At 60.0% G+C, this 15,453-nt stretch carries 14 protein-coding genes; 10 read left to right on the plus strand and 4 right to left on the minus strand.

What is annotated here, in order from left to right:
* Positions 1-10 precede the first annotated feature (10 nt).
* The 4 genes from meaB (at position 11) to AAGF34_RS19205 (ending at position 5,340) form a co-directional block, all read left to right on the plus strand.
* The gene (meaB, locus tag AAGF34_RS19190) at positions 11-1,066 is read left to right on the plus strand and encodes a methylmalonyl Co-A mutase-associated GTPase MeaB (protein ID WP_342617306.1); all 1,056 of its coding nucleotides are present in this window, start codon (positions 11-13) and stop codon (positions 1,064-1,066) included.
* Between the two features lie 24 nt (positions 1,067-1,090).
* Entirely contained in the window at positions 1,091-2,623 is a 1,533-nt protein-coding gene (locus tag AAGF34_RS19195; protein ID WP_342617307.1) for an acyl-CoA carboxylase subunit beta, read from the plus strand.
* 179 nt (positions 2,624-2,802) lie between these two features.
* On the plus strand, positions 2,803-4,851 hold the full coding sequence (locus AAGF34_RS19200; RefSeq protein WP_342617308.1) for an acetyl/propionyl/methylcrotonyl-CoA carboxylase subunit alpha: 2,049 nt from the start codon (positions 2,803-2,805) through the stop codon (positions 4,849-4,851).
* Complete coding sequence (locus AAGF34_RS19205) at positions 4,852-5,340, plus strand: VOC family protein (protein ID WP_342617309.1); 489 nt, start codon at positions 4,852-4,854, stop codon at positions 5,338-5,340.
* Here the strand turns inward: AAGF34_RS19205 and rsxB are convergent.
* The 4 genes from rsxB to AAGF34_RS19225 are packed head-to-tail and all read right to left on the minus strand — an operon-like array spanning position 5,337 to position 10,028.
* On the minus strand, positions 5,337-5,996 hold the full coding sequence (gene rsxB / locus AAGF34_RS19210; protein ID WP_342617310.1) for an electron transport complex subunit RsxB: 660 nt from the start codon (positions 5,994-5,996) through the stop codon (positions 5,337-5,339). The two genes, AAGF34_RS19205 and rsxB, sit on opposite strands and share 4 nt — an antisense overlap.
* 13 nt (positions 5,997-6,009) lie before the next feature.
* Complete coding sequence (gene phaZ, locus AAGF34_RS19215) at positions 6,010-7,425, minus strand: polyhydroxyalkanoate depolymerase (protein ID WP_342617311.1); 1,416 nt, start codon at positions 7,423-7,425, stop codon at positions 6,010-6,012.
* A gap of 52 nt (positions 7,426-7,477) precedes the next feature.
* Positions 7,478-8,821 (minus strand): hypothetical protein, encoded by a 1,344-nt coding sequence (locus tag AAGF34_RS19220; protein WP_342617312.1) that lies wholly within the window; start codon positions 8,819-8,821, stop codon positions 7,478-7,480.
* Between the two features lie 10 nt (positions 8,822-8,831).
* On the minus strand, positions 8,832-10,028 hold the full coding sequence (locus AAGF34_RS19225) for an amino acid aminotransferase (RefSeq protein WP_342617313.1): 1,197 nt from the start codon (positions 10,026-10,028) through the stop codon (positions 8,832-8,834).
* Between the two features lie 130 nt (positions 10,029-10,158).
* Between AAGF34_RS19225 and uvrB the strand changes: the two genes are divergently transcribed.
* The 6 genes from uvrB (at position 10,159) to hscB (ending at position 15,448) form a co-directional block, all read left to right on the plus strand.
* Positions 10,159-12,294 (plus strand): excinuclease ABC subunit UvrB, encoded by a 2,136-nt coding sequence (gene uvrB, locus AAGF34_RS19230; RefSeq protein WP_342617314.1) that lies wholly within the window; start codon positions 10,159-10,161, stop codon positions 12,292-12,294.
* A gap of 100 nt (positions 12,295-12,394) precedes the next feature.
* Positions 12,395-12,931: a Fe-S cluster assembly transcriptional regulator IscR gene (gene iscR / locus AAGF34_RS19235; protein WP_342617315.1), complete on the plus strand. Its 537-nt coding sequence runs from the start codon at positions 12,395-12,397 to the stop codon at positions 12,929-12,931.
* Positions 12,932-12,981: 50 nt separating this feature from the next.
* Positions 12,982-14,202 (plus strand): IscS subfamily cysteine desulfurase, encoded by a 1,221-nt coding sequence (locus AAGF34_RS19240; RefSeq protein ID WP_342617316.1) that lies wholly within the window; start codon positions 12,982-12,984, stop codon positions 14,200-14,202.
* A gap of 22 nt (positions 14,203-14,224) precedes the next feature.
* Positions 14,225-14,611 carry a Fe-S cluster assembly scaffold IscU gene (gene iscU, locus AAGF34_RS19245; protein WP_342617317.1) on the plus strand — a complete coding sequence of 129 codons (387 nt, stop codon included), beginning with the start codon at positions 14,225-14,227 and terminating at the stop codon, positions 14,609-14,611.
* A 1-nt stretch (position 14,612) separates the two neighbouring features.
* Positions 14,613-14,936: an iron-sulfur cluster assembly protein IscA gene (gene iscA / locus AAGF34_RS19250; RefSeq protein WP_342617318.1), complete on the plus strand. Its 324-nt coding sequence runs from the start codon at positions 14,613-14,615 to the stop codon at positions 14,934-14,936.
* Positions 14,933-15,448, plus strand: a complete 516-nt coding sequence (gene hscB, locus AAGF34_RS19255) for a Fe-S protein assembly co-chaperone HscB (protein ID WP_342617319.1) — start codon at positions 14,933-14,935, stop codon at positions 15,446-15,448. Before iscA ends, hscB begins: the two co-directional genes overlap by 4 nt.
* The last annotated feature ends 5 nt before the right edge of the window (positions 15,449-15,453 follow it).

Below are 15,453 nucleotides of genomic sequence, written 5' to 3' on the forward strand. Positions count from 1 at the left end.
GGCAATGTGGATGGCTGCTGATTCTGTGACCGCTCCTGACGCGCGTGCAGCGTTGCGGGCCGGCGAAGTGGTGCAGGCAACGGGTGCGCTGCAGCGCCGCGCCATTGCCAAGGCCATCACCTTGCTGGAATCCACCCGTGCGGACCATCGTGCGCAGGCGGATGCCTTGCTGACCGAGTTGCTACCCCACAGCGGCAGGTCGCTGCGTCTGGGCATCAGTGGCGTGCCCGGTGTGGGCAAGAGCACCTTCATCGAAGCGCTGGGCTTGTACCTGATAGACAAAGGCCATCGTGTGGCGGTGCTGGCGGTGGACCCGAGCAGCTCGTTGTCCGGCGGCTCCATCCTGGGGGACAAGACGCGCATGGAGAAGCTTTCCATGCACGAGCGCGCCTACATCCGGCCCAGCCCATCCAGCGGCACACTGGGTGGCGTGGCCGAGAAGACCCGTGAAGCCATGCTGGTGTGTGAGGCCGCGGGCTTTGACATCGTGATTGTGGAAACCGTGGGCGTGGGCCAGAGCGAGACTGCGGTGCAAGGCATGACCGACATGTTTGTGCTGATGCAGTTGCCCAATGCGGGTGACGATCTGCAGGCCATCAAGAAGGGCGTGATGGAGCTGGCCGACCTAGTGGTGATCAACAAGGCCGACATTGACGCTGACGCTGCCATGCGGGCGCAAGCGCAAATCACATCCAGCCTGCGTTTGCTGGGCCTCAACGGCAATCCGCACGACCCGCACAGTGACAAGTATTGGCACCCGCAGGTGATCCGCCTCAGCGCGCTGCAGGGGCAGGGGCTGGACGCCTTTTGGGAAGCGGTCAGCTCTTTCCAGCGCCTCCAAACCGCCAATGGCCAATTCGCCAGCCGCCGCCAGCACCAGGCGCTGGCGTGGATGTGGGAGCGCATCGATGCGGGCCTCAAGCAGTCATTCAAGAACAACCCGGCAGTGCGTGCGCAACTGCCCGCATTTACCGCTGCAGTGCAGTCCGGTCAGATGGCCGCCAGCACGGCAGCCCGCAATCTACTGGCCGCGCTTGCCACCAGCACGCCGCCAGCAACCCTTTAGACAGAGACCAGAAAGAAGGAAACCATGCACGATATCCTGGAACAACTCGAAGCCAAGCGCGAGCTCGCGCGCCTGGGCGGTGGCCAAAAGCGCATCGACGCACAGCACAAGAAGGGAAAGCTCACGGCGCGTGAGCGCATCGAAGTGCTGCTGGACGAAGGCACTTTTGAGGAATGGGACATGTTTGTGGAACACCGCTGTGTGGACTTCGGCATGGCCGACAACAAGATTCCCGGCGACGGCGTGGTGACCGGCTACGGCATGATCAATGGCCGCCTCGTGTTTGTGTTCAGCCAGGACTTCACCGTGTTTGGTGGTGCACTGAGCGAATCCCATGCGGAAAAGATTTGCAAGGTGATGGACCAGGCCATGAAGGTCGGCGCACCGGTGATCGGCCTCAACGACTCGGGTGGCGCACGTATCCAGGAAGGCGTGGCGTCTCTGGGCGGCTACGCCGATGTGTTCCAGCGCAATGTGATGGCCAGCGGCGTCATTCCGCAAATCAGCATGATCATGGGTCCGTCCGCAGGTGGCGCGGTGTATTCGCCCGCCATGACTGACTTCATCTTCATGGTCAAGGACAGCTCCTACATGTTCGTGACCGGCCCCGAAGTGGTGAAGACCGTGACGCACGAAGAGGTGACGGCCGAGGAACTGGGCGGCGCCGTGACCCACACCACCAAGAGCGGTGTGGCCGATCTGGCGTTTGAGAATGATGTGGAAGCGCTGCTGATGCTGCGCCGCCTCTACAACTACCTGCCCTTGTCCAACCGCGAGAAGCCGCCCGTGCGCAAGAGCGGTGACCCCAGCGACCGCCAGGACAAGAGCTTGGACACCCTGGTGCCGGACAATCCCAACAAGGCCTATGACATGAAGGAACTCATCGTCAAGACCGTGGACGATGGCGACTTCTTCGAGATCCAGCCCGAGTACGCCAAGAATATCCTGATCGGCTTTGCCCGCATGGATGGCCAGACTGTGGGCATCGTCGCCAACCAGCCGCTGGTGCTGGCGGGTTGCCTTGACATCAAGAGCTCTATCAAGGCCGCACGCTTTGTGCGCTTCTGCGATGCGTTCAACATTCCCGTGATTACCTTCGTGGACGTGCCCGGCTTCATGCCCGGCACCACGCAGGAGTACGGCGGCATCATCAAGCACGGCGCCAAGCTGCTTTACGCCTATGCCGAATGCACGGTGCCCAAGATCACTGTCATCACCCGCAAGGCCTACGGCGGCGCCTACGACGTGATGAGCTCCAAGCATTTGCGCGGTGACGTGAACTTTGCTTGGCCCAACGCCGAAATCGCGGTGATGGGTGCCAAGGGCGCAGTGGAAATCATCTTCCGTGAAGACAAGGGCGACCCCGAGAAGCTCGCTGCCAAGGAAGCCGAATACAAGGCCCGCTTTGCCAACCCGTTTGTGGCGGGCGCGCGCGGCTTCATCGACGACGTGATCCTGCCGCACGAGACGCGCAAACGCATCTGCCGCTCGCTGGTGATGCTCAAGGACAAGAAACTGGAAAACCCGTGGCGCAAGCACGGCAATATTCCATTGTGAGTTGTATGGAAACGCACTCTTCTCTCGCAGGATTGGGCTACCCGAGCATTTTGCTCCGTGTCCCCCGCCTTTCGGGCTCCTCCTTTACCTACGCAAAACGTTCGGGCAGCCCGATCCGGTTGGTAGGGGCTCGCCCAAACTAAGACAGACGCCAGATACACATTGTTAGGAGACACCAAGTGTTTACCAAGATATTGATTGCAAACCGCGGCGAAATCGCTTGCCGCGTCATCGCCACCGCCCGCAAGATGGGCATCAAAACCGTGGCGGTGTATTCCGATGCGGACCGCGACGCCCGCCATGTGCTGCTGGCTGACGAGGCCGTGCACATTGGTCCGGCACCTAGCCGTGAGAGCTATCTACAGGCCGAAAAGATCATTGCCGCCTGCAAGCAGACCGGTGCGCAGGCGGTGCACCCAGGTTACGGCTTCCTGAGTGAGAACGCCGAGTTCTCCAAGCGTGTGGAAGAGGAGGGCATTGCCTTCATCGGCCCCAAGCATTATTCGATTGCCGCCATGGGCGACAAGATCGAATCCAAGAAGCTGGCTGGCGCAGCCGGTGTGAACTGCATCCCCGGTGTGAACGATGCCATCGAGTCGCCCGAGAAGGCGGTGGAAATTGCCAAGGGCATTGGCTACCCGGTCATGATCAAGGCCAGCGCCGGTGGCGGGGGCAAGGGTCTGCGTGTGGCCTGGAATGACAAGGAGGCGCTGGAGGGCTTTACCAGCTGCCGCAACGAGGCACGCAACAGTTTTGGCGATGACCGCGTGTTCATCGAGAAGTTTGTGGAAGAGCCGCGCCACATCGAAATCCAGTTGATTGGCGATGCGCATGGCAACGTGCTGTACCTTAACGAGCGGGAATGCTCCATCCAGCGCCGCCACCAGAAGGTGATTGAAGAGGCGCCATCGCCTTTCATCAGCGACGCCACCCGCAAGGCCATGGGCGAGCAGGCCGTGGCACTGGCCAAGGCAGTGAAGTACCAAAGCGCCGGCACCGTGGAGTTCGTGGTCGGCAAGGACCAGAGCTTCTACTTCCTGGAGATGAACACCCGCCTGCAGGTGGAGCACCCGGTGACCGAAGCCATCACCGGCCTGGACCTGGTGGAGCTGATGATCCGTGTGGCAGCCGGCGAGAAGCTGCCGCTGACGCAGGCTGACGTCAAGCGCAACGGCTGGGCCATCGAGTGCCGCATCAACGCCGAAGACCCGTTCCGCAACTTCCTGCCTTCCACTGGCCGTCTGGTGCGCTTCTTGCCACCTGAGCAGACCATGTTCCAGGGTGACATCGAGCATTTGCTGGGCGTGCGTGTGGATACCGGCGTGCAGGATGGTGGCGAGATCCCCATGTACTACGACTCCATGATCGCCAAGCTGATCGTGCACGGCAAGGACCGCAAAGAGGCGATTGCCAAGATGCGTGAAGCGCTCAACGGCTTCGTGATTCGCGGCGTGTCCAGCAACATCCCGTTCCAGTCGGCCTTGTTGGCCCACCCCAAGTTTGTTACCGGCGACTTCAATACCGGCTTCATTGCAGAGCACTACAGCAAAGGATTCTTTGCGGAAGACGTGCCGCACGATGACTCCAACTTCCTGCTGGCCCTGGCTGCGTTCGTGCGCCGCAAATCACGGGAGCGCGCTGCTTCCATGAGCGGTCAGTTGCCGGGCTATGCGGTGAGCGAAGGCAAGAGCTACACCGTGGTCACACTGTCTACCGACGGCAAATCCACATACACCCCGGTGCACGTGGAGGGCTACGACGGGGAAACAGGTTCTGCCCGTCTGCGCGTTGGCAGCGACTCCTACGCCATTCAGAGCCACACGCGCATCAACGAAATCCGCGTGGAAGGCACCGTCAACGGTGTTCCGTTTACGGCGCAAGTGGAGCGCGGCACACCCAATAACCCACTGGCCCTGCGCGTACAGCACAACGGTACCCGTGTCGATGTGATGGTGATGGCACCACGCTGGGCCGAGCTGCATGCGCTGATGCCGTTCAAGGCACCACCGGACATGAGCCGCTTTGTGCTCTCGCCCATGCCCGGCTTGCTGGTGGATGTGGCCGTGGTGCCTGGCCAGAAGGTGCAGGCCGGTGAGCGCGTGGCCGTGATCGAAGCCATGAAGATGGAAAACGTGCTGTTTGCTGCGGCAGACGGCGTTGTTGGCAAGGTTCTCGCTGGCAAGGGAGAGAGCCTGTCGGTCGACCAGGCCATTGTGGAGTTCGTCTAAATGAAACGCCCTTTTCAAGTGCTGGGGGTCCAGCAGATTGCCATTGGTGGGCCGGACAAGAAGCGGCTGCAAAAGCTTTGGGTGGACATGCTGGGCCTGCAAGTGACCGGCACGTTCCAGAGCGAAAAAGAGAACGTGGATGAAGACATCTGCGCTATCGGCGCCGGACCTTTCAAGGTGGAAGTGGACTTGATGCAACCCATGGACCTGGACAAAAAACCCGCGGTCCATGCAACGCCACTCAACCACATCGGCCTGTGGATTGACGACCTGCCTACCGCCGTGGAATGGCTTACGGCACACGGCGTGCGCTTCGCGCCGGGGGGCATCCGCAAGGGCGCTGCCGGCTTTGACATCTGCTTTCTGCACCCCAAGGCCAGCGAGGAGTTTCCGATTGCTGGCGAGGGCGTGTTGATCGAGCTGGTACAGGCACCGCCCGAGGTCGTTAAGGCCTTCTCGCAACTGGCCTTTCCAGGCCCCAGCGTCTAGCCTTGCTGGCGTTTGGCGCGGGCGCGCGCCAACGCTGCCTCAATGATGGCGCGCTTCTTGTCGAGCACCGCGGGGTCGGTGTGCTGGGAGTGCGCAGCCAAGTCCGACAGCTTGAGTTCCGCCTTGGCCACCAGCCGTTGCTGGTGCTCTTCGGCCTCGCGTTGCAGGCGCGAGGTTCTGGCTTCGTAAAGCTGGCGCGCTGCTTGCGCCTGAGGCGCGGACCAGGCCTCCCAGCCCGTAGCTTCACCGCTTACGTTTTCCAGCAGGATGCAATCTACGGGGCACACCGGAAGGCATAGTTCGCAACCCGTGCACACTGGCTCGATCACCGTATGCATGCGCTTGTTCGTACCCACAATGGCATCCACCGGGCAGGCGTCTATGCACAGCGTGCAGCCTATGCACCAGTCTTCGTCAATGAAGGCCACGGTGCGTGGCCCCTCCGCACCGAAGTCAGGGTCAATCGGCTTGACTGGACGACCAGTCAGGGTGGACAGACGTAGTACGCCCTCGCTGCCACCGGGCGGACATTGATTGATATCTGCCTCACCAGAAGCAACTGCCTGCGCGTAACCCAGGCAATCGGGGTAGCCGCAGCGCTTGCACTGGGTTTGCGGAAGGACGTCATGGATGCGCCCGCACAGCGGGTTGTTCATGCCGTCCATCGCTTCATTTTTTTGCCGCAGCGCGTTTTGCCACAGGCTTGGGGGCGGCCTTCTTGGCGGCGGTAGCCACGGTTTTCGCGGGGGTCTTCACGGCGGCCTTTGCCGGAGCCTTTGCAACGGCCTTCACCACGGGTGGGGTTTCCTTGGCCGCAGGCTGGGTGTTGTGGTCCAGAATGAAGGACTTGACCACCGGATACACATGCTCGCGCCAGCGGCGACCCGAGAAAATGCCATAGTGGCCAGCGCCCTTGGCCTCGAAGTGGCGTTGCATTTCTTTGGGCACACCACCGCAGATCTCGTGTACGGCCTGCGTTTGGCCAGAGCCCGAAATGTCGTCGAGTTCACCTTCAATGGACAGCAACGCAGTGGTCTTGATGTCGTCAGGGTGTACCCGCTCAATCTTGCCTTCGGGACTCTTGACGTCCCAGGTCCCGTTGACCAGGCAGAAATCCTGGAAGACCACACGTATGGTTTCCAGGTAGTAATCGGCGTCCATGTCCAACACGGCGTTGTATTCGTCGTAGAACTTTCGGTGGGCTTCGGTACTGGCGTCGTCCCCTTTGATCAGGTCCTTGAAGTAGTCGTAGTGGCTCTTGGCGTGGTGGTCCGGATTCATGGCCACAAAACCCGAGTGCTGCAGGAAGCCAGGGTAGACGCGACGTCCTACGCCGGGAAAGCTGCTGGGCACGCGGTAAATCACGTTGTGCTCAAACCAGGTGTGGCTCTTGTTCATCGCCAGGTTGTTGACCGCCGTGGGCGATTTGCGGGCGTCAATCGGTCCGCCCATCATGGTCATGCTCAAGGGCGTCTTCTCTCCGCGGCTGGCCATCAGCGATACCGCTGCCAGCACCGGAACGGTGGGCTGGCAAACGCTCATGACGTGGCAGTTGCCGTACTGTTTTTGCAAGTGGCGGATGAACTCCTGCACGTAGTTGACGTAGTCGTCCAGGTGAAACTCACCCTCGCTCAAGGGAACCAAGCGTGCGTTCTTCCAATCGGTGATGTAGACCTTGTGGTCACGCAGCATGCTCTTGACGGTGTCGCGCAGCAAGGTGGCGTAGTGGCCCGACAGGGGCGCAACGATCAAGACCGCAGGCTGGTTCTTGATCTTGGCCAGGATATGGGTGTCGTCGCTGAAGCGCTTGAAGCGGCGCAGCTCGCAAAACGGCTTGTTGATTTCCACGCGTTCGTGGATGGCAACGTCCACACCGTCCACTTCAATCGTGCGAATGCCGAATTCTGGCTTTTCGTAGTCCTTGCCTAGGCGGTGCAACAAGTCGTATGTGGCCGAAATGCGTTGCGCAAACGGGTTTTGCCCGGCGAACGAAAGCGGATTGGAGTAAACCTTGGCAGCGGCGTTGGCCAGATCCGCGAAAGGTTCCATCAGGGAGCGTTGTGTTTCGTAAAGCTGGTACAGCATGGATCACTCTCTTATAAAAATGGTGCAGTGCAATATAGCAGTTTTGTCTCTATCACGGTGGAGAGCTTGCCCTAAGTATCCCGCGTATGGCATTTCTGCTGTGTGAGCCGAAATTGCCCATCAATTCGGCGACCATGGTTTCCAGTCGGTTGCGGTCCGATGCGTCCTGTTTGGCCAATTCGCTGAGCAAGTTGATGCCGGATTCCTTCACGCCAAAGTCAAACCCCGGATTGGAAACGTAATTTGCCGGCATGGTAGCCAACAATGTTGTCACTAGGCTTGCGGCGGCGTGGTTGGCCTGCAGGCTCACCACATCGCGCAGGTAGCGATCGCTCCATTCCGGATAGGTCCGGTCCTTGTCCGGGTTGTGCAGCGCCTTTTCCAGCATTCCTTCCTGGCGGGCTGAGGCCGCGCGTTCCAGCAGCTCGCTTTGGTACTTTTCCAGCACCAGATGGCGGTTGGAAAGCAGCACAGTCATCTCATCCTTCATGCCGCTCATGCCAGCCATCGCCAGCGCGTTGATGAGCAACAGGCGGGAGGCGGGCTCGCCCGGTGCCAGGGTTGCGTGGTAGGGTTGGGTCAGGTCTTGCAGATAGTGCAGGGCCATACCGGCAAAGCGCCAGCCCCAGTAGGCGTGGTCGGTACGGAACGCCAGGGACGCCAGTGTGGAGAACTGGTGGAAGCGCAGCATAGGGTAGGTGCGCTTGATGAACGGAGCAGCCACATACAGGATGCGGCTTTCGTGCATGAACCCCATATGGAACGGCGCCTGCGTGGCATAGGGCAGGGACGGGTTGCCAAAGGGCTGAGTGCCAAAGCCGTATTGCTTTCCCCAGTCAGATGGGCTGTCTTCCCACAAGTTGATGTCCAGACCGAAGTCAGGCTCTTCTGCGGCTGACGCCAAAACGGAAAGCACCGGAATGGCTTCTCCCACCTTGAGCGAAATGAATTTGGGCGTACCGTTGCCGCTTTCCGGTAGAGTGCTTACCGCACTCAGCGGCAGCGGGCTGCCGGTGGTGGGGTTCCACGGGTCCGGCTGGTAGTACAACGCGAACTTGGCATTGGGCGCCACGCGCAACGCCATCAGAAACGCGGTGCGCCTGCTTTCGTCGCTACGCGCCGGATCTGCCACAAATGCCAAAGGTGCCGGCCGCGCGGGGTACTTGTCCAGATTGGACCGGGCCCAGGCCTCTTCGCTGGCCAGCAGCGCTTCAATCGTGTTTTCTTCCAGCCGCAGAAAAGCTTCCAGGGGCTCCACGGTCACGACGGAGGCATTCACCACCTCGGGCATCTTCTCGAATGCCCGGTAGGTGGCCAATGTATGGCTGCCCCACGCCATGGCCTGCGTCGCAGCAAGTGCGATCAGCAGCAGTACCGTGGAACGGAAAAAGCGCATGGGGTGCCGGTCAGATCACCTTGGCAATGGACTCACAGACGTAGTCGATGTTCTTGCTGTTGAGAGCCGCCACACACATGCGGCCGGTGTCGGTGCCGTAGATGCCGAACTCAGTACGCAGGCGCACCATCTGGTCCTTGGAAAGCCCCGAATAGCTGAACATCCCGATCTGGGTGGTGATGAAGCTCATATCCTGCTTCACGCCGGCCGCCTTGAAGCCATCCACCAGCTTTTGGCGCATGGCCTTGATGCGCACGCGCATTTCGCCCAGCTCCTTTTCCCACAGGGCGCGCAGCTCGGGATTGTTCAGCACGGCGGCTACCACGGCACCACCATGGGTGGGCGGGTTGGAGTAGTTGGTGCGGATCACGATCTTGAGCTGGCTCAGCACGCGGCTGGCTTCTTCCTTGTCCGAGCACAGAACAGACAGGCCGCCTACGCGTTCGCCGTACAGGCTGAAGCTCTTGGAGAAGGATGTGGACACAAAGAAGTTCAGGCCGGCTGCGACAAACTTGCCGATGACGGCGCCGTCTTCCTTGATGCCGTGGCCAAAGCCCTGATAGGCCATGTCCAGGAACGGAGTGAGTTGCTTGGCCTTGACCACGGCAATCACCTGATCCCATTGGTCAGCGGTGATGTCGTAGCCGGTCGGGTTGTGGCAGCAGGCATGCAGCACGATGATGGTGCCGGGAGCCGCAGCGTTCAGGCTGGCGAGCATTCCTTCAAAATTAACGCCACGCTTGGCCGCATCGTAGTAGGCATAGGTTTCCACGGTGAAGCCGGCATTGGTGAAGAGGGCACGGTGGTTTTCCCAGCTGGGGTCGGAAATCAGCACCTTGGCGTTGGGACTGACATGCTTGAGAAAGTCCGCGCCGATCTTCAGACCGCCGGTTCCACCAATGGCCTGCACGGTAGCCACGCGGCCAGAAGTTACAGGTTCGCTGTCGGCGCCGAACACCAAGCTCTTGACTGCCGCGTCATAGGCGGCAATACCGTCAATGGGCAAATAGCCGCGCGCGGTGGGCTTTTCCATCATGGTTTTTTCTGCGGCCTGCACGCATTGCAACAGGGGGAGCTTGCCGTCGTCGCCGAAATACACGCCCACGCCCAGATTGACCTTTTTGGGGTTGGTATCGGCGTTGAACTGTTCGTTCAAACCCAGGATGGGGTCGCGGGGGGCCATTTCGACGGCAGAGAAAAGTGACATGAACGGATCCTGAAAGGGGGTGGGGAAAACCCCAGATTTTACCGGTGGTTTAGGGTCGTGCCGGAACCGGTAGCAAACAGAGGGCGAGCTGGAATACAGTTGATGGTTTGCTTCAGTGGAAATTGCACCTATGTCCGTCCCCAAACCCGTTGCGCCCGTGATTGCTGCCGTCGATGCTCCGGAGTCGGGGCGCACAGGCACTTTTGTCCACTTCCCGGATTCGCCTTTTGAGTTGTACCAGCCCTATCCTCCAGCGGGTGACCAGCCCGAGGCGATACGCCAGCTGGTGGAAGGTGTGAACGATGGTGAGGTGTTCCAGACGCTGCTTGGCGTAACGGGATCGGGTAAGACTTTCACCATGGCCAACGTCATCGCGCAGCTGGGGCGCCCGGCCATCGTGTTTGCGCCCAACAAGACCCTGGCGGCGCAGCTGTACAGCGAGTTCCGCGAGTTCTTTCCCAAGAATGCGGTGGAGTACTTCGTGAGCTATTACGACTACTACCAGCCCGAGGCCTATGTACCCCAGCGCGATCTGTTCATCGAGAAGGACTCGGCCATCAACGAACACATCGAGCAGATGCGCCTGTCGTGCACCAAGAGCGTTCTGGAACGGCGTGATGTAGTGATCGTGGCAACGGTTTCGGCCATTTATGGTATTGGCGCGCCCGAGTCTTACCACCAGATGATCATGACCCTGCGCACCGGCGACAAGATGGGGCAGCGCGACATGATCAGCCAGTTGGTGCGCATGCAGTACCAGCGCAACGACATCGATTTTTCGCGCGGAGCCTTTCGGGTGCGCGGCGACACGATTGACATCTTCCCGGCCGAGCACAGCGAAATGGCCATCCGCGTGGAACTGTTCGACGACGAAATCGAGTCGCTCCAACTGTTTGACCCGCTCACCGGGCGCATCCGGCAAAAGATCCCGCGCTTTACCGTGTACCCCAGCAGCCACTACGTCACCCCGCGCGAGCAGGTGCTGGGCGCTGTGGAAACTATCAAGATCGAACTGGCGCAGCGACTCAAGGAATTTCTGTCCATGGGCAAGCTGGTGGAGGCGCAGCGGCTGGAGCAGCGCACCCGGTTTGATCTGGAAATGCTCAGCGAAGTGGGGCACTGCAAGGGCATTGAAAACTACTCACGCCACCTGAGTGGTTCTGCGCCCGGGGAGCCGCCTGCCACCTTGACCGATTACCTGCCCAAGGATGCGGTGATGTTCCTGGACGAGAGCCACGTGTTGATCGGCCAGTTTGGTGGCATGTACAACGGCGACCGGGCACGCAAGACCACGTTGGTGGAATACGGCTTTCGGTTGCCCAGTGCGCTGGATAACCGGCCGCTCAAGTTTGAAGAGTTCGAGGCGCGCATGCGCCAGGCCATCTTCGTGTCGGCAACGCCGGCGCAATGGGAGAAAGACCACGCGGGCCAGGTGGTGGAGCAGGTGGTGCGGCCTACCGGGCTGATCGATCCCGAAGTGGAGGTGCGTCCGGCCACCACCCAGGTGGACGACGTGCTGCAGGAAATCCGCATCCGGGTGGAGAAGAACGAGCGCGTGCTGATCACCACACTGACCAAGCGCATGGCCGAGCAGCTCACCGACTACCTGACCGACAACGGCGTGAAGGTGCGCTATCTGCACAGCGACGTGGATACCGTGGAGCGGGTGGAAATCTTGCGCGATCTGCGCCTGGGCACCTTTGATGTGCTGGTGGGCATCAACCTGTTGCGCGAAGGGCTGGACATTCCCGAGGTATCGCTGGTGGCGATTCTGGATGCGGACAAGGAAGGCTTCCTGCGCTCCGAGCGCTCGTTGATCCAGACCATCGGCCGTGCTGCGCGCAACCTGGAAGGCAAGGCCATCCTCTACGCAGACAAGATCACCGACTCCATGGAGCGCGCGATTGGTGAGACGGAACGCCGCCGCAAGAAGCAGATTGCCCATAACCTGGAGCGGGGCATCACGCCCAAGGCCATTGTCAAGAAGGTGCGCGATCTGATCGACGGCGTCTACAGTGAAAAGGCGGGCAAGGAGGCCGAGCGCCTGGAGCGGGATGCCCTGGCGCGTGCCCAGGTGGAGGAGATGAGCGAGAAGGACGTGTCACGGGAAATCAAGCGACTGGAAAAGTTGATGATGGAGCACGCCCGCAACCTGGAGTTCGAAAAGGCTGCCCGGGTGCGCGACCAGTTGCATATCCTCAAGCAGCAGGCCTTCGGCGCACCGGGGATGGACAACATCGCCGTATTGCCAATCCCTTCGAAATAGTCGGGTTTGCGACTGCTCAGTCTAGGTACCCGAGCAGAACGCTTGGTTTCTTGCTATACTTGAGCCCGTTAGTCAACCAAATGGACAGAAGGAGTTCGCCATGCGTCTCACAACCAAAGGCCGCTTTGCGGTCACCGCAATGATCGATCTGGGCCTGCGTCAAGCCAGCGGCCCGGTCACTCTGGCCGCCATCAGCCAGCGCCAGCAGATTTCGCTGTCCTATCTGGAGCAACTGTTCGGCAAGCTGCGCCGCCATGAACTGGTGGAGTCTACCCGGGGACCGGGTGGCGGTTACACGCTCGCCCGTAAGGCCAGCGACATTACCGTCGCCGACATTATCGTCTCTGTGGACGAGCCGATTGACGCAACCCAGTGCGGTGGCAAGGAAAACTGCCTGGGTGAAGGCAACCGCTGCATGACGCATGATTTGTGGGCCTCCCTCAATACGCGCATGGTGGAGTTTCTGGATTCGGTCACTCTGCAAAAACTGGTGGATGACCAGTTGGCCAAGGGCCTGCAGATCGAAGACAAGCCCAGCGTCAAGCGCGCCATCTCGGCCATGCCAGCAGTCAAACCTATCCGGGTGAATGCACCGAATTCGGTGTTTGCACTGGGCAATGCCTTTTCCAAGAGCTGATTGGCCACAGAGTAGTCAGTACTTTATTTTTAGATTGCATCGAGCGAGTCATGGATACCACACCCCACTTTCCGATTTACATGGACTACAGCGCTACCAATCCCTGCGACCAGCGGGTGGTGGACGCCATGATTCCCTGGTTGCGCAGCCATTTTGGCAACCCTGCTTCGCGCAGCCATGCCTGGGGCTGGGAAGCGGAGGCCGCGGTGGAAAAAGCCCGGGAGCAGGTGGCAGCACTGATTGGCGCAGACCCGCGCGAAATCGTCTGGACCTCCGGCGCTACCGAATCCAACAACCTGGCCTTGAAGGGTGCAGCGCACTTCTACAAGTCCAAGGGTAAGCACATCATCACCGTCAAGACCGAGCACAAGGCCGTGCTGGATACCTGCCGCGAGTTGGAGCGCCAGGGCTTTGACGTGACATACATGGATGTGCAGCCGGACGGCTTGCTGGACCTGGAAGCCTTCAAGGCGGCTATCCGTCCCGATACCATTCTGGCCAGCGTCATGTTCGTCAACAACGAGATCGGTGTGATCCAGGACATTGCCGCCGTCGGCACCATCTGCCGCGAAAAGGGCGTGATCTTCCACGTGGACGCGGCGCAGGCTACCGGACGTGTGGACATTGATCTGGCTACGTTGCCGGTGGACTTGATGAGCCTGACCTCCCACAAGACATACGGCCCCAAGGGCATTGGTGCACTGTTCGTGCGCCGCAAGCCCCGCATCCGCCTGGAGGCGCAAATGCATGGCGGTGGCCACGAGCGCGGTATGCGCAGTGGCACCTTGCCCACGCACCAGATCGTCGGCATGGGTGAGGCTTACCGCATCGCCAAGGAAGAAATGGGCGCCGAAAACATCCGCATCCGTGCCCTGCACGATCGCATGCTCAACGGCTTGAAGGATGTGGAGCAGGTGTTCATCAACGGCCACACCGAAAAGCGTGTGCCGCACAACCTGAACATGAGCTTCAACTATGTGGAAGGCGAGTCGCTGATCATGGGAATCAAGGGCTTGGCCGTCAGCAGTGGCTCTGCCTGTACCTCCGCCAGTCTGGAGCCCAGCTACGTATTGCGCGCCCTGGGGCGCAGCGATGAATTGGCACACAGCAGCCTGCGCATGACGATTGGCCGCTGGACCACCGAAGAAGAGATTGACTACGCAGTGGACACCATCAAGAAGAACGTGGCCAAGCTGCGCGACTTGAGTCCGCTGTGGGACATGTACAAAGACGGCATTGACATCAGCACCATCCAATGGGCTGCACACTGAACCATATAAAGAGGTAAACCAAATGGCCTATTCTGAAAAAGTCGTGGATCACTATGAGAATCCCCGCAACGTGGGTTCCTTTGAAAAAGGTGATGAGGATGTCGGCACCGGCATGGTGGGTGCACCTGCCTGTGGCGACGTGATGAAGCTGCAGATCAAGGTCAATCCGCAAACCGGTGTCATTGAAGACGCACGCTTCAAGACCTACGGTTGTGGATCAGCCATTGCGTCCAGCTCACTGGTGACCGAGTGGGTCAAGGGCAAGACGCTGGATCAGGCAGCTGCCTTGAAGAACAGCGAGATTGCCGAGGAACTCGCATTGCCACCCGTGAAGATTCACTGCTCCATCCTGGCCGAAGATGCCATCAAGGCAGCGGTGGAAGATTACAAGAAAAAGCACCTGAACTGATATGGCCGTTACCCTGACAGAGGCCGCTGCGCGTCACGTCAACCGCTACCTTGCCAAGCGTGGCAAGGGTGTGGGGGTGCGTCTGGGCGTCAAGACCACCGGCTGCTCCGGCCTGGCATATCAGCTGGAGTATGTGGACGAGTTGGCTCCCGAAGATATCGTGTTCGAGGGCCATGGCGTCAAGGTGCTGGTGGATCCCAAGAGCCTGGCCTACATTGACGGTACCCAGCTGGATTTCGTGCGTGAGGGCTTGAATGAAGGCTTTCGTTTCAACAATCCCAATGAACGGGACAAGTGCGGCTGCGGCGAGTCGTTCCGGGTGTGAATCTACAAGATGATGATTTCGAACTGTTTGGTCTGAACCGGCAGTTTTCGCAAGACCGCGCTGCCATCGATGCGCGCTGGAAGGCGTTGCAGCGTGAGGCGCATCCCGACAAGTTCGCTGCGCAAGGCGCGGCGGCACAACGCATTGCCATGCAATGGTCGGTCCGTATCAACGAGGCCTATCAGCGTCTCAAGGAGCCGCTGGCCCGTGCCGCATATCTGTGCGAACTGGCTGGCTTTCCGGTGAACGCCCATAGCAACACGGCGATGCCCGCAGCCTTTCTGATGCAACAGATGGAATGGCGTGAAGCCATGGACGACGCCGACAGTGCGGACGTGCTGGAGTCCCTTTCGCAGGACGTGCAAAGAAGCCGCAAGGATCTGCTGCAACAATGCGTCACCCTGCTGGACGAGAAGCAGGACTTTGCCGCCGCCGTGTCGGTGGTGCGCACCTTGATGTTTATTGAGAAGTTCACCCAGGATTTGAATCAGCGGCTGGATCAGTTCGCATAGTAGGT

Origin of the sequence: Rhodoferax sp. GW822-FHT02A01 (assembly GCF_038784515.1) — a bacterium.
Classification (GTDB): Bacteria; Pseudomonadota; Gammaproteobacteria; order Burkholderiales; family Burkholderiaceae_C; genus Allorhodoferax.

Coding starts and splice junctions, on each gene's coding strand:
- rsxB (WP_342617310.1), bottom strand. CDS start 5,996: ATGAACAACCCGCTGTGCGGGCGCATCCATGACGTCCTTCCGCAAACC.
- iscR (WP_342617315.1), top strand. CDS start 12,395: ATGCGTCTCACAACCAAAGGCCGCTTTGCGGTCACCGCAATGATCGAT.
- iscU (WP_342617317.1), top strand. CDS start 14,225: ATGGCCTATTCTGAAAAAGTCGTGGATCACTATGAGAATCCCCGCAAC.
- meaB (WP_342617306.1), top strand. CDS start 11: ATGGCTGCTGATTCTGTGACCGCTCCTGACGCGCGTGCAGCGTTGCGG.
- AAGF34_RS19240 (WP_342617316.1), top strand. CDS start 12,982: ATGGATACCACACCCCACTTTCCGATTTACATGGACTACAGCGCTACC.
- uvrB (WP_342617314.1), top strand. CDS start 10,159: ATGTCCGTCCCCAAACCCGTTGCGCCCGTGATTGCTGCCGTCGATGCT.
- AAGF34_RS19205 (WP_342617309.1), top strand. CDS start 4,852: ATGAAACGCCCTTTTCAAGTGCTGGGGGTCCAGCAGATTGCCATTGGT.
- AAGF34_RS19195 (WP_342617307.1), top strand. CDS start 1,091: ATGCACGATATCCTGGAACAACTCGAAGCCAAGCGCGAGCTCGCGCGC.
- AAGF34_RS19225 (WP_342617313.1), bottom strand. CDS start 10,028: ATGTCACTTTTCTCTGCCGTCGAAATGGCCCCCCGCGACCCCATCCTG.
- AAGF34_RS19220 (WP_342617312.1), bottom strand. CDS start 8,821: ATGCGCTTTTTCCGTTCCACGGTACTGCTGCTGATCGCACTTGCTGCG.
- iscA (WP_342617318.1), top strand. CDS start 14,613: ATGGCCGTTACCCTGACAGAGGCCGCTGCGCGTCACGTCAACCGCTAC.
- phaZ (WP_342617311.1), bottom strand. CDS start 7,425: ATGCTGTACCAGCTTTACGAAACACAACGCTCCCTGATGGAACCTTTC.